Consider the following 17,891-nt stretch of genomic DNA (forward strand, 5'->3'; position numbering starts at 1 on the left):
GTGTGGCCCCTGCGCACCCGACCGCGCGCACGCCAGGCTCGACGGCAAGGCACGAAGCAGTCCCTGCACAGGAGGTGCGGATCATGCATCGACACGTCGTCGCCGGAATCGACGGATCCTCCGAGAGCCTCGCCGCCGCGCACTGGGCGGCCCGGGAGGCCCTGCGCCGCGGACTGTCGCTGCGGCTGGTGCACGCCTGGCAGTGGCAGCCGCGTCCCCCCATCTACGTGCCCGCCGGCACGACCCAGCGCTACTGGGCGCACCGGACCCTCAGCCAGGCGAGCGACAGCGTGCGTGCCTCACACCCCGCGCTGCACATCGACGACGAGTCGGTGGCCGAATCGACGGTCACGGCCCTGTTCACGGCGGCCGAGCAGGCCGAGATGCTGGTACTCGGCTCCCGAGGGCTCAGCGGCGTCGCGGGGTTCCTTGTCGGCTCGGTGTCCCAGGCGGTCGTCGCGCGGGCGGAGCGCCCTGTGGTCCTCGTACGCGCCGGTGAGGAAGCGGCCGACGAACAGTTCCCGGCCCCGGAGGGAGCCTCCCCGGACGGGTACTCGGTCAAGACCTCGTACCGGAACATTGTCCTCGGCCTCGACACCAGCAGCCCGTGCGACGAACTGATCGAGTTCGCTTTCGACACCGCGCAGCATCGTGGTGCCGCGCTGCGCGTGATCCACACCTTCAGCGCCCCGCCGCCGTATGCCGCCGTCGACCAGCTCGTCCCGACGCCCGGCCCGGAACTGCTCGCAGAGCAGGAACACGCCGTGAGTGCGGCGCTGCACCCGTGGCGGGAGAAGTTCCCCGAGGTCACTGTCACCGGGACGGTCACCGAAGGCCGGGCGGCCTCCGAGCTGACGCGCGCCTCGACCGGGGCGGGCCTGGTCGTCGTCGGGCGCCGGATCCGCACCGGGCACCTCGGCATCCACATCGGCCCCGTCGCTCATGCGGTGCTGCACCACGTCGGCTGCCCCGTGGCCGTCGTCCCGCACGTCTGACCCACCTCAGCAGGAGATCGAGACCCATGAGGCAGTACGTGTACGGATTCGGCGAGGGCAGTCGTGAGATGGCGGACCTGCTCGGGGGCAAGGGTGCCAACCTGGCCGAGATGACCCGGCTGGGGCTGCCCGTGCCCCCGGGGTTCACTGTCACGACGCAGGCCTGCCGTGAGTACCTGGCCGTCGGCGAGGAACCGGTGGAGCTCGGGGTGCAGGTCGCGCGGGCGCTCGCGGATCTGGAGCGGCGAGTCGGCCGGCAGCTGGGCGAGAGCGACAACCCGTTGCTGCTGTCCGTGCGTTCGGGCAGCAGGTTCTCGATGCCCGGCATGATGGAGACGATCCTCGACATCGGCCTGAGCGACGCATCCGTACGCGGGCTCGCCAAGGCCACCGGACAGGAGCGGTTCGCCTGGGACTCGTACCGCCGACTGCTGCAGATGTTCGGCCGCACGGTGCTGGGCGTCGACCCGGAGCTGTTCGAGGACGCCCTGTCCCGGCACAGGGCGGACCGCGGCGTGGCGAGCGACACCGGGCTCGACGCGCATGATCTCGCTCTGCTGGCCGACGAGTTCAAGACGCTGATCCGTGAGGCGACCGGTGGGGAGTTCCCACAGGACCCGGTCGAGCAGCTCTACCAGGCGATCCGTGCCGTCTTCCGTTCGTGGAACGGCGAGCGCGCCCGCCTCTACCGCAGGCGGGAGCACATTCCCGACGACCTGGGCACCGCCGTCAACATCCAAGTGATGGTGTTCGGCAACCTCGGTCCCGATTCCGGCACGGGCGTCGCCTTCACACGCGACCCGGCCACCGGAGCGCGCGGTGTCTACGGCGACTACCTGACCGACGCGCAGGGAGAGGACGTCGTCGCGGGCATCCGCAACGCCGTACCCCTCCAGGAGCTCAAGCGTCTGGATCCGTCCTCCTATCTGCAGCTCGGCGACCACCTGCGGACCCTGGAACGCCACTACCGAGACCTGTGCGACGTCGAGTTCACCATCGAACGCGGCACGCTGTGGATGCTCCAGACCCGGGTCGGCAAGCGCACCGCCGAGGCCGCGTTCCGTATCGCGCACGAACTTGTCGACGAGCGCCTGATCAGCGAGGACGAGGCGCTCGCCCGGGTCGGCGGGCACCAGCTCGCCCGGCTGATGTTCCCCCGCTTCGACGAGGACACGACCGGTCAACCGCTGGCACACGGGGTCCCGGCCTCGCCGGGCGCGGCGGTCGGAGCGGCCGTGTTCGACTGCGCCGAAGCGGTACGCCGTGCCGCGGCCGGGGAGAAGACAGTCCTCGTACGCCGTGAGACCACGCCCGACGACCTGCCGGGAATGGTCGCGGCGGAGGCCGTACTGACCAGCCGGGGCGGCAAGACCAGCCACGCGGCCGTCGTCGCGCGGGGCATGGGCAAGGTCTGCGTGTGCGGGGCCGAGGAACTCGCGGTGGACACCGGGGCACGGCAGTTCACCGCGACCGACGGGACCGTGGTCACCGAAGGCACGGTGATCTCCGTGGACGGCACCGCGGGCACGGTCCACCTCGGCGCCCTGCCGCTGACCGAATCGCCGGTTGCGCGCTTCCTGGAGACCGGCGAGCAGGACGGCGCGCTGACGAGTGCTGTGGCCCGAACCCTCGAACGGGCCGACGCCGTACGGCGACTTGAGGTCCGAGCCAACGCCGACACCCCCGAGGACGCGGCCCGTGCCCGGCGCTTCGGCGCCCAGGGCATCGGGCTCTGCCGCACCGAGCACATGTTCCTGGGCGAGCGCCGAAGCCTCGTCGAGGCGATGATCCTCGCGGAGGACGAGGCCGGGCGGCGCGAGGCGCTGGACACCCTCCTGCCACTCCAGCGCAGCGACTTCACCGGAATCCTCGCCGCCATGGACGGCCTGCCGGTGACGATCCGCCTCATCGACCCGCCCCTGCACGAGTTCCTGCCCGACCGCACCGAACTCGCCGTGCGTGTAGCCACCGCCCCGACCGACCGCGACAGGCGGCTGCTGGCGGCCGTGGAGCGGATGCACGAGAGCAACCCCATGCTCGGGCTGCGCGGCGTGCGCCTCGGGCTCGTCGTCCCGGGCCTGGTCGAGATGCAGGTACGAGCGATCGCCGAGGCCGTCGTGGAGCGGACGCGGGCAGGCGGCGACCCACGGGCCGAGATCATGGTCCCGCTGGTCGGTACGGCCGAGGAGCTGCGGATCGTACGGGCTGCCGCGGAGCGCATCCTCGCAGAGGTGTCGGAGACATCCGGCATCGCCGTGCGGTGCCCGGTCGGCACAATGATCGAACTGCCCCGCGCGGCGCTGACCGCCGGCCGCATCGCCGAGGCCGCCGACTTCTTCTCCTTCGGCACCAACGACCTGACCCAGACCGCCTGGGGCCTGTCCCGCGACGACGTGGAAGCCTCGTTCTTCCCCGCCTACCTCGACCAGGGCATCTTCGCCACCTCGCCCTTCGAGACGCTCGACAGGGACGGAGTCGGCCGGCTCATCCGCATCGCCGTCGAGGAGGGCCGCGCAGCCCACCCGGGCCTCAAGATCGGCGTCTGTGGCGAACACGGCGGGGACCCGGACTCCATCCACTTCTTCCACGACGCCGGACTCGATTACGTCTCCTGCTCCCCGTTCCGAGTCCCGGTCGCCCGACTCGAAGCGGGACGCGCCGCCATCGAGGGCCGGTCGGCCTGAGCAGCCATGCCATCAGGCGTCTCGCCGGGTGGTCACTGAGCCTGGTCGTTCCCCTGGGCGCTGCTCCACTTCCGGTATGCGGCCACGGCGGTCGGCAGCGTGGGGAAGATCCGGTCGGTGCCGACCGATTCGGTCAGCCCGTACGCGTCCAGATCTTCGCGCAGCTCCTGTTTCACGCGGGCGAGTGCGAAGACGATGCCGCGACCGGTCAGTTCGTGGCGCAGCGATTCGACCGCGTCCAGCGCGGTGATGTCCACCTCCACATTGGCCTCGGTGTTGAGGACGAACCACGACACGCGACCTTCCTGCTCGTCAACCGAGGCCAGTGCGCGGTGTCTGAAGTCCTCGGCGTTGGCGAAGAACAGCGGCGAGTCGTATCGGTAGACGAGCAACCCGGGGATGGTGCGGGCCTGCGGATAGTCGTCCACGTCGTGCATCCCGGCCACACCGGGCACCAGGCCCTCGACGGCATCGTGCGGCCGGGCCACCCGCGCCAGCAGCTCGGCCACCGAAAGCCCGACCGCCACCAGTACGCCGTACAGGATGTCCAGGGCCAGCACGCCGGCCAGGCAGCCGAGCGCCAGCAGCAGTTCCCGGCGGCGGAAGGAGGCCAGCCGCCGGAACCCCGCCAGGTCGATCATGCGGACGGCGGCGTAGACGACCAGGGCGCCGAGCACGGTCGCGGGCGTGTCCGCCAGAAGTGGGCTGAGGAAGAGCAGCACCGCCAGCACGGCCGCGCACGCGACGAGCGAGTACGCCTGGCTGCGGCCGCCCGCCGAGTCGGCGAGTGCGGTACGGCTGGCGCTACTGCTCACCGGGAAGCCGTGCAGGACGCCTGCGCCGAGGTTCGCCGCGCCCAGGGCCAGCAGTTCCTGGTTGGCGTCCAACCGATGGGCGCCGTCGCGTGACGCGAAGGCCCGCGCCGTGAGGATCACATCGGTGTAGGCGACGAGGAGGACGCCGAGTGCGGGCAGCAGCAGATGCGGCAGCTCGCCCAGGTCCGGTACATCGGGCCGCGGGAGCCCCGCGGGGATCTCGCCGATCACCGCGATGCCGTGGTCCTCGAGGCCGAAAGTCGCCACGACGGCGGTTCCGAGGACCAGGGCCAGCAGCGGGGCGGGCACGGCACGGGCGTACCGCGACATCGTGAACAGGAAGATCAGCGTGGCCGCGGCGAAGACGGTTGTCGCCGCGTGGATCTGAGGAAGATGCCGTACGAAGGAGGCGAGTTGGGGGAAGAATCCGGACCCTTCGGTTGGTACGCCGGTGAGCTTGGGCAGCTGGTCCACCATCATGATGAGCGCCACGCCGGCCAGATAGCCGACCAGGACCGGCCGCGACAGCAGATCGGCGACGAAACCCAGCCGTACCGCCCACGCCACCAGGCACAGCAGCCCGACCGCGACGGCGAGCGTAGCCGCCAGCACGGCATACCTGCCGGGATCTCCGGCGGCGAGCGGCCCGACCACCGTGGCGGTCATCAGCGCGGTCGTCGACTCGGGGCCGACCGAAAGCAGCCGTGACGAGCCCAGCAGGGCGTACAGCACCAGTGCCGGAAGGATCGCCCACAGCCCGGCGACCGGCGGCAGCCCGGCCACGCCCGCGTACGCCATGACCTGTGGCACGAGATACGCGGCGACCGTCACCCCGGCCAGCAGGTCCCCGCGCAGCCAGGAGCGCTCGTATCCCACGAGTACGGCCATCCCGGGGATCAGGCGCCACCTCGGGCCGTCCGTACCGGTCCGCTGGGACATGGGACTCCTTTCGTCGCGGCCCCTCAGCATCCCGCCGCCCCCGCGCAGTCACGAGGGCCGACCGGCCCCATGATCCGCTTCCGTACCCCAACGAGCCCCGGAACCAGGGCCGTTCAGCCCCGGCAGTACCGCCCTTCGGCCTCCGGCGGCGCGGGGCGCCGGGCGACGACAGTGAGCGATGTCAGGCACCGACCCGGCATCCTCTGAAGGGAACAGCACCATGGCTGTGCACGAGCACCCCCACAAGCGCCCCGTCTTCCACTTTCCCTTTTGGCGCAGGACCAGGACGGCGTCCGCGACGACCGCTGGTACACAAACCCGGCCGGCCTACGCCATCGCGGCCCTGCGCCTCCTGACCGGCTTCGTCTTCCTGTGGGCGTTCCTCGACAAGACCTTCGGCTGGGGCTATGCCACCCCGTCCGGCAAGGGCTGGATCGACGGCGGTTCGCCGACCAGGGGCTTCCTGAGCTCCGTCGCCGCCGGGCCCATGGAGTCCACGTTCCACGACTGGGCAGGTGCCGCCTGGGCGGACTGGCTGTTCATGCTCGGTCTGCTCGGCATCGGTACCGCCCTGCTGACCGGTACCGCGCTGCGCCTGACGGCGGTCGCCGGCACGGCGATGATGGCGCTGATGTGGCTCGCGGAGTGGCCGCCTGCCCAGCACCTGTCCGACGGTTCGCCGAGCATGTCCACCAATCCCGTGGTGGAGTACCACGTCATCTACGCGGCCGCCCTTGTCGCCCTCGCCCTGACGTCCGCGGGCGAGACCTGGGGGCTCGGCCGGATCTGGGCGCGACTGCCGTTCGTATGCCGCAACGGCTGGCTGCGCTGACCCCTGTGCCACTTTCCGAGGAGGGGGCTGCCGGTCTCCGGCCGCCGACCGCCCAGGTATGGGCCGGTCGGCCCCGGCCGGGGACCAGCGGCCCCTCCAAGACGCCCGCCCCGCCCACGACGCTGGAAGCGGGTCGTCCGACAGATCCGCTCGCCACCCAGGAGGTACGCATCATGTCCCGCACCGTCACTGTCGGCCTGGACGGCTCGCAGGAGAGCCTGGCCGCCGCCGAATGGGCCGCCCGCGAAGCGCGGCTGCGCGGTCTGCCGCTACGGCTCGTCAACGTCTGGGAACCGCAGCCCTACATTCAGGCTCCGCTCCTGGGCGGCGAGACGGTGCAGCACTGGGCGGAGCGTATTCCCCGCGATACGGCCGACGAGCTGCGGCTCCGTCACCCGGATGTGGAGATCACCGCGGATCAGGTCGCCGGCCGGCCCGGTACCGTCCTGCCCGACGAGGCCCGGGGCGCCGAGCTGCTGGTCCTGGGTTCCCGTGGCCTGAGCGGCGTCGCCGGATTCATGGTCGGGTCCGTCGGCATGGCAACCGTGGCCAACACGGAGCGGCCCGTCGTCCTCGTACGGGCAGAGGAGAAGGCCAAGGACGAGCGAGCGCCCGGTTCCACTGCGAACCGGCGCGTTGTGCTGGGTCTCGACACCGAGCACCCGGACGACTCCGTGATCGAGTTCGCCTTCGACGCGGCTGCGCGCCGTGCCACCGCCCTGTATGTCTTCCATGGCTGGAACTTGCCGCCGTACTTCGCATACGGGCTTCCCGCCGACCCGAGGATGAAGGCCCAACTGGCTGTTCAGGAGGCGGACTCCCTGGCCGAGACGCTGCGCCCCTGGCGGCAGAAGTTCCCGGCCGTCGAGGTCGTCGAGCGGTCGCGATCGGGCAGGCCCGCCAACCACCTGGTGGGCGCCTCCCGAGACGCGGCTCTGGTCGTTGTCGGTCGCCGTACTCGCCGTTCGCCGCTCGGCGCACACATCGGGCCCGTCACACATGCCGTGCTGCACCACGCCACCTCGCCGGTCGCCGTGGTCCCACACGACTGACGCCACGCCGAGGAAACACCCCCGGGTGAAAACGGACCGTGAAGCGCCAGTCGTCCTGGGAGAAGTCCGAACTCCTAAGGAGAAGGGAAGAAGGTGGGGACAATGGAGTTGCCCCTCGTCGTAGGCGTGGACGGATCCGAGTCCAGCCTGCGGGCCGTTGACTGGGCGGCCGATGAGGCAGCCCTGCACGGTGTGCCGCTGCGCCTGGTGAACGCGTCGATGTGGGAACGGTACGAAGGGGCGGCGCTCGCCGATGATTTGGGACGCCCCTCGGAGCGGGTCATGGCCGAGAACATCGTCGGTACGGCCGCCGAACGCGCCCGCCGTCGCGACCCGGACCTCAAGATCCAGACGGACATCCTGCCCGAGGACACGGTGAGCGCCCTGCTCAGCGAGGGCCGCAACGCCTCCGCCCTCGTCACCGGCTCGCGCGGTCGTAGCGGAATCGCCGAGATGCTGCTCGGCTCGGTGAGCCTGGCAGTCGCCGCCCGCGCCGACTGCCCGGTGTTCGTCATTCGCGGCAGCCACGATCCGCGGGGCGGCACGCACCGGCGGATCGTCCTCGGCGTCGACGAACCCCCGGCGGGCTCGGCCGCTGTGCGTTTCGCGTTCCGCGAGGCGGAGAGGCGCCGGGCTGCCCTGCACGCCATCCGGGCGTGGCGCCGCCCCGCGCACGAGGCGGCCGACCATCCTCTGGTCGCCGCAGACGCCGCCCGATTCCACGAAGGCCGGGCCATGGAGATCCTCGAAGCGGCGCTGCGTGAAGCCGTAGCGGACCACCCCACCGTGGAGCTGCACCGGGCAACGGCCGAGGGTCCCGCCCGCATGGTGCTCATGAACGCCTCGGCCGCGGCAGACCTGCTGGTTGTCGGCGCCCTGCGGCGGCACGGGCACTTTGGACTCCAGCTCGGCCGGGTTGCCCACGCGGTGCTGCACCACTCGGTGTGCCCCGTGGCCGTCGTACCGCAACGGTCGTGACGACATGAGCGCTCGGCCCCGCGCGCTGCGGGGTATGGCGGCCGTGGTCCTCGACACCGACGGAGTGATCACCGACTCCGCGCGGTTGCACGCCGCCGCCTGGAAGACCGCCTTCGACGCTTACCTGCGCGATCACCCGCCCGCCGATTCCGCCCAGCGGCGCCCCTTCGACGTGCGGGAGGACTATCTGCGGTACGTCGACGGCAAGTCACGGATCGACGGTGCCGCGGCCTTCCTGGAGTCCCGGGGGCTGCGGCTGCCCGGCGCGGAGGTGCAGGAAGTCGCCGGGAACAAGGAGCGGTTGTTCACCGCGCGGTTGCGGGAACACGGCGTCGACGCCTATCCGGGCACGGTCCGGCTGCTGCGTGCCCTGCGCTCGGCCCGCGTACCCCTGGCCGCCGCCTCCGCCTCCCGGCACGCCCGCGAACTCCTCGAACACGCGGGAGTGCTGGACCTCTTCGATGCCCTGGTGGACGGCGGTGAGGCGGCGCGCCTTCACTTGCCCGGCAAGCCCGACCCCGCGCTGTTCCTGGAGGCGGCCCGCCGCCTCGGTGTCCCCGCCTCCCGTACCGCTGTCGTCGAGGACGCTCTGGCCGGAGTCGAGGCCGGGCGCCGCGGCGGCTTCGGCCTGGTCGTCGGTGTGGACCGGGCGCGTACGCCACAGACGCGTGCTGAACTGCTCAAGCACGGCGCGGATGTGGTGGTCCGTGACCTCGCGGAACTCCTCACCGACAGCGACTGCCAGAAGGGTTGACGATGCGCGACTGGACCTGGGAGTACGAAGGCTACGACCCGGAAGAGGAGCGCCTGCGCGAGTCGCTGTGCACCCTCGGCAACGGCTACTTCGCGACCCGTGGCGCGGCCCCCGAGTGCACGGCGGACTCCGTCCACTACCCGGGCACGTATGCGGCGGGTTGCTACAACCGGCTGATCTCGGACGTGTCGGGACGGCGCGTCGAGAACGAGGACATGGCCAATCTGCCCAACTGGCTGCCCCTGCGATTCCGTACGGGCTCCGGGAGTTGGCTCTCCCCGGACACCCACAGGCTCCTCGACCATCACCAGGCGCTGGACATGCGTGCGGGCACGCTGGTGCGCACGCTTCGGTACGAGGACGAGGGCGGCCGACGCCTCCGGGTGCGACAGCTGCGCCTGGTCCACATGGCTCACCCCCATCTGGCGTTGCTGCGCACCGAGTTCACCGCGGAGGGATGGTCCGGGGAGATTGAGGTCGAGTCGGCGCTCGACGGCGCCGTTGCCAACACCGGGGTCGCGCGTTATGGACAGCTTTCCGGCCGTCATCTCACCCACGTTCACACGGGGACCTCCGCCTCGGACACCATGTGGCTCCGCTGCCGCACCAGCACCTCTGACATCCGGGTCGGCCTGGTCGCCCGCACCGTGGCCGACGTCCCGGCCGAGCCCACCATCCGCCACGAGCACCTGCGGGTTGCCTGCGTCCTGCGCCTTCCCCTGGCCGCGGGCCGGACCGTCACCGTCGACAAGACGGCCTCCCTGCACACCTCCCGGGACCGGGCGATCAGCGACCCGCTGCACGCCGCCGTCGACCGGGTGAGCCGTGCCCCGGACTTCGACACCCTGCTGGCCTCGCACCGCGCGGCCTGGCGCCAGCTGTGGCGCACGGCCGAAATCGACGTGCCGAACAGCTCGGGCCCGGTCCTGCGGCTCCACCTCTTCCACGTCCTGCAGACGCTCTCCCCGCACACCGCGGACCTCGACGTCGGAGTTCCGGCCCGGGGACTGCACGGCGAGGCGTACCGCGGACATGTCTTCTGGGACGAACTGTTTGTCCTGCCCTATCTGAACCTCCACTTCCCCGAGGTCTCCCGGGCCCTGCTCAGCTATCGCCACCGGCGTCTGGAACGAGCTTGCTTCGCAGCCCGCGACGCCGGACGCGCCGGGGCCATGTACCCCTGGCAGAGCGGCAGCAACGGCCGGGAGGAGACCCAGCAGTTGCACCTCAACCCGCGCTCGGGGCGCTGGCTGCCCGACCACTCCAGGCTTCAGCACCACGTCGGATCGGCGATCGCGTACAACGTGTGGCAGTACTGCGAGGCGAGCGGCGACACGGAGTTCCTGCACACCAAGGGCGCCGAAATGCTGCTGCAGATCGCCCGGTTCTGGGCGTCGTCCGCCGCCTACGACGAGACGCTCGGCCGCTACCGGATCCGCGGAGTCGTCGGCCCCGACGAGTACCACGACGCCTATCCCGAGGCGAAGGAACCTGGCCTTGTCGACAACACGTACACCAATGTCACCGCGGCCTGGGTACTCGCCCGCGCCGTCGACGTGCTGCATTCTCTCCCGGAACCGCGCCGCCGGGACTTGGCCGAGCGCATCGGGCTCGACGGCGGCGAAGCGGCAAGGTGGGAGGAGGTCTCCCGCAAGCTGCACGTCCCCTTCCATGCCGGGGTGATCAGTCAGTTCGAGGGCTATGGCGAGCTCGCTGAACTCGACTGGGACCGCTACCGGGACCGCTACGGCGACATCCGGCGCCTCGACCGGATCCTGGAGGCCGAGGGCGACACAGTCAACCGCTACCAGGCATCGAAACAGGCCGACGTGCTGATGCTCGGCTATCTCTTCTCACCGGCCGAGCTCCAAGGGCTCTTCCGTCGGCTCGGACACGAGGTGGACGGCACCATCTGGCAGCGTACCGTCGACTACTACCTGCGACGCACAAGCCACGGCTCGACGCTCAGCAGCCTCGTGCACGGCTGGGTGCTGGCGAGAGTGCGGCGCGCGGAGGCCTGGACGTTCTGCCAGGAGGCGCTGGCAGGAGACATCGCCGATCTGCAGGGTGGCACCACCGGCGAGGGCGTCCATCTCGGCGCCATGGCCGGCACCCTCGATCTCGTGCAACGCGGACTGACCGGCCTCGAGACCCGGGGCGGCGCGCTGTGGCTCAACCCGGTGCCGCTGCCGGAGCTGTCGGAGTACGGCTTCGCGATCCGCTACCAGGGCCACTGGGGCGTCCGGCTCCGGCTGCGCGCGGGGGAGCTGCAGATCACCGTGCCCGAATCCGACCGCGCACCGATCGACATCGCCCTGCCTGATCGCACGGTCTCGGTGGCGCCCGGGGAATCCTGCACGCTCACCCTGCCCGGGGAGCGATAGGGATGTTCGGCGCCGGCGCCGGCGGCGGGTTCGGGATCGCCCCGCCGAGTCTGATGCCCCTCAGATGGTCGTCGGCGGCGTGACCGAGCGGCCCCGCTCCGTGGACAGACGGTTCGAGGTCCGTGCCGTGCCAGACCTGACCATCACCTTCGACCACAACGTGATCGGAGGTGCTACGCGCCCTCGACGGCACGAGCAGTGAACACCCCACACATCCGGCCGAGTGAGGCCGGGGCCGCGTGCCGCCGGCTCACCGACGGCACCTGAACCGACGTCGGCGGGTCCGCTGCCCCGATCGATGACTTCAATGGCGCTGGGTGTATCCGACGACACTGTCGGGGTTGGTCGCTTCGGCCGCCCCAAACTCGTCGTCGCCGGGTGAGTCGAGAACCCCGTGCACGGTGACGACGCCGTCGACGGCCTGGCACAGCCGCATCGCGATCGGGATGAGGCTGCGCTGCCTGACCCTGCCGGTCAGCGTCACCACACCGTCGACCACACTGACTTGGACCTCTTCGGAAGAGAGGGACAGCGTGTCCCTCAGGACCTCTCGGGTGATCTCCTCGCGGATCGCGCTGTCCTGCCGCAGAAAGACCCGAAGGAGATCGCTTCGGCTGATGATCCCGACGAGGTGTCCGGCCTCGTTGACCACGGGCAGCCGCTTGACCCGCTGGCGAGTCATTTCCCGGGCCGCTTCGACGATGCTCCACTGGGCGCGGGCGGTCACGGCGGGCGAGGTCATCAGCCCTTCGGCGGTCTCTGCCGCGGCGCGGTCGCGGTCGCGGGGGCGCATCCCCAGCGACGCCGCACGGCCCCCCGGATCGGGCCGGGCTGCCTCGTGGCGGAGCAGGTCCGCCTCCGAGACCACTCCTACGGGATTGTCCTGCTCGTTGACCACGGGCACCGCGGTGACGCCGTGCTCGGCGAGCAGCTGCGCGACCTCCTTGAAGGGCGTGTCGGGGCGGACCCGGATCACTTCGCGGGTCATCAGGTCTTCGACGGTTCGGTGCTGCATGGCTTCCTCATCCCTCTGCTGCGCCCCCTCCGCGAGAGGCGCGGTCCAATAGGGGAGCGGGCGTCCGGAGTGCGTGTGCCGGTCCAGGGGCGGGCGTCGCTCGCCGGGTGTCGGCCGGACGATGGCTCTGATGCGGATCACCTTGGCCACCTCTCGACGGACCGGAAGGATCCGACGGTCCGGGTTTTCACCCTCGTTCTGCGCCGGGCTGAGCGGAAGGGGACAAAGGTCCTCCGCAAGGGGCCGGTCGGCCGTGCCGGAGACCTCTGCGGGCTGTGCGGCGGCCCGCGGCTTCGCAGGCCGGGCCACTGTCGCGGGCAGCACGGACACCCGGGTACGGCTCTCCGCCCGGAGAGGGACGTTCGGCCCCCACGTTGGGCCTGAGCGGCCCTCCTGGCCTCTCGGGCACCGTGGCAGCGTGAGCAGATGTCACCCCCGGCGATCGCGACACGGGAGGAGGACATGATGGCCGGCAGCGCTTCGGCGTCCGTTGTGAGGACACCCGGGCGCGTCATGGTCGGCACGGACGGTTTGGCCCATGCGCCAAGGGCTGGCTGTCGTGCCCCACCGGGACGCGACGCCTCGGGCGCACAAGGACTGAACGGCCTTTGTACAGGCGGTGGTTGGGTCTTTACGGCCCGATCGTCAATGGCTCGCCCGCCGTTCGCGGGAACAGGCCCGGAGTGTCACGGTCGTCCCCGGCCACCAGGGGTGTGGAGTCAAGATGAGGATCAACGGGCGTACGAGTACGAGGTTCTGGCGATGGCGGCGCAGCCCGCTCAGGCGCCGCAGCGACGTGGTCGAGGCCTGGATCGTGCTGGCCGTATGGGTGCTGGCGGTGGTCGGCGGAGCAGCCGTCACCCTCGCAGCGGGCTTGGCCGTCGTGCACACCCAAGAGCGGCATCGGGCGGAGCGGTACGCCGTCCAGGCCGTGCTCACCGAGGCCGTGCCGGAGGCGATTCCCACGGCAGACGGTGTGAAGGTGCAAGTCTGGGCACCGGTGCGCTGGAGCGACCGATACGGCGTGGTCCGTACCGCGACGGTGAGTGTCGAAGCGAGCGGCCCTGCCGGATCGAAGGTCGTGTTCTGGGCGGACCGCTGGGGGACTCCGACCACGCCGCCGGTCGCCGGCGCGGAGGTTGCGGCGCAGGCTGTTGCCGCCGGAGCACTGGCTCTCGGCGCCTGGGGTGGCCTGGTGGTAACCGCCGGCTGTGCCGCACGCGGGCGTCTTGACCGCATCCGCATGGACCAGTGGGCGAAGGAGTGGGATGAGGTCGGTCCGGGGTGGCGGCGCAGGATCACCTGACCGGCCGGTACCTGGCGAGGGCCGGTCGGCTCTGGCGTGCGGACCGGGATCGGCCGAGGACGACGGCCCGTGCCGCACATCTCGCACCCGCGCGCCCTGGGTACCAGAGCGCGCGGGCGCTTCTATCCGTGAACATTGCTGCTCACACCGCCCGGCACGGGCCGTTCGCCCCGCTTGCCAGGGACTCTCGGCCCATTCCCAAGCACCGGCCGACGCCGGAGCGTTGGGAGCGTACAACCGCAGTTCCGGACAAAGAGAGGCATCTGCGAGGCCTTGCGTGCTGCCCTACCTCGATCCGGGCGGACCGCCCTAAGGATGGACGCCATGCACCACCACGACGGCTTCCGAGAGCTCGACCGGCAGGTGTGCCTGCGTCTGCTGGGGCAGGTGTCGATCGGCCGTATCGTCTACACCGACCAGGCCCTGCCTGCCGTCCTGCCGGTAAACTTCTCCCTGGACCACGACTTCTCGGTGGTGCTGTGCACGTCGGCGGCCTCCCGTGTGGCCCGCGCAGTGGGCCAGGCAGTGGTGGCGTTCGAGGTGGACCGGTTCGACGAGGCGGCCGGCACCGGTTGGAGTGTCGTCGTCATGGGCCCGGCGATCCTGGTCACTGACCCGGGGGAGCGCGAACGGCTGCTGCGGACCGGACCGCGCTCGTGGGTGCCGGTGCCGGACGGAGTATTCATCCGGATCCGTCCCGAGCTGGTGACCGGACGTGTTGTGGACCGCAATGAATTCCGTTCGGACGGGCGCGTGTCGCACGAGCAGCAGTCCGCCCCGTGATCCCGGTGGAACCTGGGAGTGGGACTCAGGAGATGTGTAGGGGTACGCGCCATACCAGCGAGGTTCCTCCACCGGACGGGCAGGTCAACTCCAGCTCGCCGCCCAGCTGCTGGGCTCGCTCCGAGATGTTGGCCAAGCCGCTGCGGCGCCCGTCGGGAGGGAGCCCCACCCCACTGTCGGAGACGGTCAGCACCACTTCCCGTCCGTCCGTCTCCAGGGCCACGTCGGTCCGGGTGGCGTGCGCATGGCGGCAGACATTGGTCAGCGCCTCCGAGAGAACCGCCACCAGGTGGTCTGCAGTCTCCCGCGGCACGTCGGTGTCCAGCAGCCCCTCCATCCGGAGGCTCGGCGCGAAGCCCAGTGCCGGAGCCGCTTCCCCGACCGTCCGCACAGCGCGTGCCCGCAGGCCCTGCCCGGCCCCCGTCTCGTGTGAGCGCAGCCCGAAGATGGTCGAGCGGATGATCTTGATGGTCTCGTCCAGGTCGTCAACCGCGCGCAGCACACGCTCCGAAGCTGGGGAGTGCTCGATCAGACGCCCCGCGCTCTGGAGTGTCATGCCGGTGGCGAAGAGCCGTTGGATCGCGAGGTCGTGCAGGTCACGGGCGATCCGGTCGCGGTCCTCCAGCAATGCGATCTGCTCCGCGTCGTTGCGTCGCTCCGCCAGCTCCATGGCCACCGCCGCCTGACCGGCGAAACTCCGCAGGGGGTCGATCTCCTCGCCCGCGAAGACCGTCGCGCCCGACTCGCGGGCCAGCAGCAGCACTCCTCGTACCCCGTCCGCGGTGCCAATGGGCACAGCCACCGCGGGCCCCAGCCCGGCGAACCGCGGCGGCCCGGCCGAAACGCGCTCGTCGTGGGCGACATCCGCGCTCGTCACCGGCGCGCCCGCGGCGAACGCGGCGCCGCTCAGGCTTCCCTCGACCGGCAGCACCAGCCCCCGGTGAGCATCCGCGTCCCGCCCGATCGCCAGCTCGACCGCCAGCGTGCCGGTGTCGGGCATCGGCAGCGCCACCACAGCCAGTTCCGCGCCGGCGATCTCCTTGGCCCGTTCGGCGATCAGAGTGAGGACTTCGCTGCGCGGGCTGCCCGACATCAGACTGTGCGTGATGTCCGCGTTCGCCCGCAGCCAGCGCTCGCGCCGCTTGGCCTCCTCGTACAGACGGGCGTTGTCGATCGCCACCCCGGCCGCGACAGCCAAGGTGGACAGGACGGACTCGTCCTCTTCGTCGAACTGGACTCCGCCCCGCTTCTCGGTCAGATAGAGGTTGCCGAAGACGTGGTCACGCACCCGGATCGGGACGCCGAGGAAGGTGTTCATCGGCGGGTGATGCGGTGGGAAGCCGTACGACGAAGGGTGCTCGGAGATCTTCGGCAGCCGCAGCGGCTCTGGGTTCCTGATCAGCTCGCCGAGGATGCCGTGCCCGGACGGGTACGGGCCGATCGCGGCGGTCTGCTCGTCGCTGACCCCGATCGTAAGGAACTGCGAGAGTGACGTCCCGCTCGGCGCGATCACACCCAGCGCAGCGTATTCCGCGTCGACGAGCACGGCCGCAGCCTCGGTGATGCTGTGCAGCACCTGCTCCAGGTTCAGCTCCCGCCCGACCGACAGCACGGCCTCCAGCAGGCTGTGCACCCGGTCCCGGGTGCCACGCGCCGCGTCCAGGCGGGCCTGCAGCTCCTCCAGCAGCTCGTCCAGCCTCAGCTGCGGCAGCCGTACGCGGCCGTCCTCCGAGCTTCCCACCGCTGCTCCCTCCGGGTGTGCCTCGACGGGCCGACGGCTGACTCTGGCGGTCATGGCTACCGTACCGGGCCTGATGGCGCGGCGGCATGGGGAACTGTGGCTCGGTGGCCGGGTGTCCGGGGTCGGGTGTACTCGTCGGGCGGCGGCAGCGGGCACGCGGAATCAGCGGACCAGAACGGCCTCACCTGAGCGGGGCACGACCGTGGTCCAGCCCAGCTCCTGGTCGATACGGTCGCGAAGCGCCCCGGCAGCGCCGGGCTCACCGTGGACCATGTAAGTCGTATTGGGCGCGGGAGCGCCACGAAGCCAGTCGACGATCTGTCCCGCGTCGGCGTGCGCCGAGAAATGCGGCACATTGGCGATCTCGGCCCGCACGGGCACGTACTGGCCGAACATCTTGAGCGTCCGGGCGCCGTCGACCAGGTCCCGGGCCCTGGTGCCCTCGGCAGCGAACCCCACGATCACGACTGCGTTGCGTGGATCGGGAAGCACACGCCGCAAATGGTGCAGGACGCGTCCGCCAGTGGCCATACCCGCCGACGACACGATCACGGCAGGCCCCGGGGCGTCGTTGATGTCGATCGACTCCTGGACCGAACGGGCCGCGAGGAAAGGGTCCGGACTGATCGCGGTCATGCCCTGGGAGATGACGGAAGGGAGCAGCTCGGGAGAGCGGGCGAGGATCGCATCGCGGTAGACGTCAAGGGCGGCCAGTGCCATCGGGCTGTCCACGAAGACAGGAACTGCGGGCGGCAGTACGCCCTCGCGCCGGAGGCCTGCGAGCTCGTGGAGGACCACTTCGGTGCGGTCGAGGGCGAAGGACGGGATGACGACAACGCCTCCTCGGCCGAGCGTCCGGATCAGCACGGAGGCGAAGCGTTCCCTGCCAACCGCGTCATCGTGCCGGCGATCGCCGTACGTCGACTCCATGAGCAGCACGTCGGCCCCGGAGAACGGCTCGGCGGGACGCAACAGGGGGTGCCCGGGCCGCCCCAGGTCGCCGCTGACAGCGAGAGTGTGTCCGTCCTCGAGAGTGAGATGCGCCCAGGCCGAGCCGAGGATGTGGCCGGCATGGTGGAGCGTGAGCCTGGTGCCCGCGATGATCTCGGTCTCGCTGTTCAGCGGTACCGGATCGAACATCTTGACCGTGTTGTCGACATCGGCGTCGTCGTACAAGGGCTTGGCCGGACGGTGCTTGGACCAGCCGTGCTCATTGGCGTGCCGGGCGGACTCGATCTGGAGCCGGGCACTGTCGCGCAGCACGATCTCCGCGAGCCGCGCGGTATGCGCGCTGGTCAGTACGGGCCCGCGGAAACCCTGCCGGACCAGACGGGGAAGGTAACCGCAGTGATCGAGGTGGGCGTGTGTCACGACCACGGCGTGGATGTCGGAGGCATCGCACGGCAGGCGCCGCCAGTTGCGCCGCCGGAGGTCGGCGAGCCCCTGGAACAGGCCGCAGTCGAGCAGGATCCGGGCGTGATCGCTCTCGACGAGGAACTTGCTGCCCGTGACGGTGCCGACACCGCCGAGAAAGGACAACAGTGCGGGCCTCGGCCGGGTCGTCGGCGCCGCCGCCGGGTTCGAGAGTGTCTCTTCTTTCATGGCTGCACACT

The 17,891-nt window shown here is 70.8% G+C and carries 13 protein-coding genes; 9 read left to right on the forward strand and 4 right to left on the reverse strand.

Features of this window, described 5'->3' with window-relative positions; translation table 11 throughout:
- The first annotated feature begins 83 nt into the window (after nt 1–83).
- Together OOK40_RS22180 and ppdK are read left to right on the forward strand one after the other, a co-directional pair.
- Complete coding sequence (locus OOK40_RS22180; RefSeq protein WP_266484733.1) at nt 84–995, forward strand: universal stress protein; 912 nt, start codon at nt 84–86, stop codon at nt 993–995.
- A 26-nt stretch (nt 996–1,021) separates the two neighbouring features.
- Nucleotides 1,022–3,679, forward strand: coding sequence for a pyruvate, phosphate dikinase (gene ppdK / locus OOK40_RS22185; protein ID WP_266484736.1), 2,658 nt, complete (start codon nt 1,022–1,024; stop codon nt 3,677–3,679).
- 32 nt (nt 3,680–3,711) lie between these two features.
- Here ppdK and OOK40_RS22190 read toward each other — a convergent pair whose 3' ends face one another.
- The gene (locus tag OOK40_RS22190; protein WP_266484739.1) at nt 3,712–5,433 is read right to left on the reverse strand and encodes a SulP family inorganic anion transporter; all 1,722 of its coding nucleotides are present in this window, start codon (nt 5,431–5,433) and stop codon (nt 3,712–3,714) included.
- Nucleotides 5,434–5,653: 220 nt separating this feature from the next.
- On the opposite strand from OOK40_RS22190, the gene OOK40_RS22195 reads away from it, so the two are divergent.
- From OOK40_RS22195 to OOK40_RS22215, 5 genes are all read left to right on the forward strand, one after another.
- A complete protein-coding gene (locus tag OOK40_RS22195; RefSeq protein WP_266484741.1) occupies nt 5,654–6,265 on the forward strand; it encodes a hypothetical protein in 612 nt (203 codons plus the stop codon).
- A 173-nt stretch (nt 6,266–6,438) separates the two neighbouring features.
- A complete protein-coding gene (locus OOK40_RS22200) occupies nt 6,439–7,317 on the forward strand; it encodes a universal stress protein (protein WP_266484745.1) in 879 nt (292 codons plus the stop codon).
- 102 nt (nt 7,318–7,419) lie between these two features.
- Nucleotides 7,420–8,295, forward strand: coding sequence for a universal stress protein (locus OOK40_RS22205; protein ID WP_266484748.1), 876 nt, complete (start codon nt 7,420–7,422; stop codon nt 8,293–8,295).
- A 4-nt stretch (nt 8,296–8,299) separates the two neighbouring features.
- A complete protein-coding gene (locus OOK40_RS22210) occupies nt 8,300–9,049 on the forward strand; it encodes an HAD family phosphatase (protein ID WP_266484752.1) in 750 nt (249 codons plus the stop codon).
- Between the two features lie 2 nt (nt 9,050–9,051).
- Complete coding sequence (locus OOK40_RS22215) at nt 9,052–11,433, forward strand: glycoside hydrolase family 65 protein (RefSeq protein ID WP_266484754.1); 2,382 nt, start codon at nt 9,052–9,054, stop codon at nt 11,431–11,433.
- A gap of 304 nt (nt 11,434–11,737) precedes the next feature.
- On the opposite strand, the gene OOK40_RS22220 is transcribed toward OOK40_RS22215, so the two are convergent.
- The gene (locus tag OOK40_RS22220) at nt 11,738–12,448 is read right to left on the reverse strand and encodes a CBS domain-containing protein (RefSeq protein ID WP_266484757.1); all 711 of its coding nucleotides are present in this window, start codon (nt 12,446–12,448) and stop codon (nt 11,738–11,740) included.
- Nucleotides 12,449–13,172: 724 nt separating this feature from the next.
- On the opposite strand from OOK40_RS22220, the gene OOK40_RS22225 reads away from it, so the two are divergent.
- Nucleotides 13,173–13,754 carry a hypothetical protein gene (locus tag OOK40_RS22225; RefSeq protein WP_266484760.1) on the forward strand — a complete coding sequence of 194 codons (582 nt, stop codon included), beginning with the start codon at nt 13,173–13,175 and terminating at the stop codon, nt 13,752–13,754.
- Nucleotides 13,755–14,078: 324 nt separating this feature from the next.
- The gene (locus OOK40_RS22230; RefSeq protein ID WP_266484762.1) at nt 14,079–14,537 is read left to right on the forward strand and encodes a pyridoxamine 5'-phosphate oxidase family protein; all 459 of its coding nucleotides are present in this window, start codon (nt 14,079–14,081) and stop codon (nt 14,535–14,537) included.
- 25 nt (nt 14,538–14,562) lie between these two features.
- Here the strand turns inward: OOK40_RS22230 and OOK40_RS22235 are convergent, their stop codons facing one another.
- On the reverse strand, nt 14,563–16,278 hold the full coding sequence (locus OOK40_RS22235) for a GAF domain-containing protein (RefSeq protein WP_266486495.1): 1,716 nt from the start codon (nt 16,276–16,278) through the stop codon (nt 14,563–14,565).
- Between the two features lie 162 nt (nt 16,279–16,440).
- On the reverse strand, nt 16,441–17,880 hold the full coding sequence (locus OOK40_RS22240; protein ID WP_266484765.1) for an MBL fold metallo-hydrolase RNA specificity domain-containing protein: 1,440 nt from the start codon (nt 17,878–17,880) through the stop codon (nt 16,441–16,443).
- Between the last annotated feature and the right edge of the window lie 11 nt (nt 17,881–17,891).

This window comes from Streptomyces sp. NBC_01481 (assembly GCF_026339995.1).
Lineage (GTDB): Bacteria > Actinomycetota > Actinomycetes > Streptomycetales > Streptomycetaceae > Streptomyces.

Bases quoted from the DNA above. Each gene is read 5' to 3' on its own strand.
- OOK40_RS22230 (WP_266484762.1), top strand. From the start codon at position 14,079: ATGCACCACCACGACGGCTTCCGAGAGCTCGACCGGCAGGTGTGCCTG.
- OOK40_RS22200 (WP_266484745.1), top strand. From the start codon at position 6,439: ATGTCCCGCACCGTCACTGTCGGCCTGGACGGCTCGCAGGAGAGCCTG.
- OOK40_RS22180 (WP_266484733.1), top strand. From the start codon at position 84: ATGCATCGACACGTCGTCGCCGGAATCGACGGATCCTCCGAGAGCCTC.
- OOK40_RS22240 (WP_266484765.1), bottom strand. From the start codon at position 17,880: ATGAAAGAAGAGACACTCTCGAACCCGGCGGCGGCGCCGACGACCCGG.
- OOK40_RS22205 (WP_266484748.1), top strand. From the start codon at position 7,420: ATGGAGTTGCCCCTCGTCGTAGGCGTGGACGGATCCGAGTCCAGCCTG.
- OOK40_RS22220 (WP_266484757.1), bottom strand. From the start codon at position 12,448: ATGCAGCACCGAACCGTCGAAGACCTGATGACCCGCGAAGTGATCCGG.
- OOK40_RS22210 (WP_266484752.1), top strand. From the start codon at position 8,300: ATGAGCGCTCGGCCCCGCGCGCTGCGGGGTATGGCGGCCGTGGTCCTC.
- ppdK (WP_266484736.1), top strand. From the start codon at position 1,022: ATGAGGCAGTACGTGTACGGATTCGGCGAGGGCAGTCGTGAGATGGCG.
- OOK40_RS22195 (WP_266484741.1), top strand. From the start codon at position 5,654: ATGGCTGTGCACGAGCACCCCCACAAGCGCCCCGTCTTCCACTTTCCC.
- OOK40_RS22225 (WP_266484760.1), top strand. From the start codon at position 13,173: ATGAGGATCAACGGGCGTACGAGTACGAGGTTCTGGCGATGGCGGCGC.
- OOK40_RS22215 (WP_266484754.1), top strand. From the start codon at position 9,052: ATGCGCGACTGGACCTGGGAGTACGAAGGCTACGACCCGGAAGAGGAG.
- OOK40_RS22190 (WP_266484739.1), bottom strand. From the start codon at position 5,433: ATGTCCCAGCGGACCGGTACGGACGGCCCGAGGTGGCGCCTGATCCCC.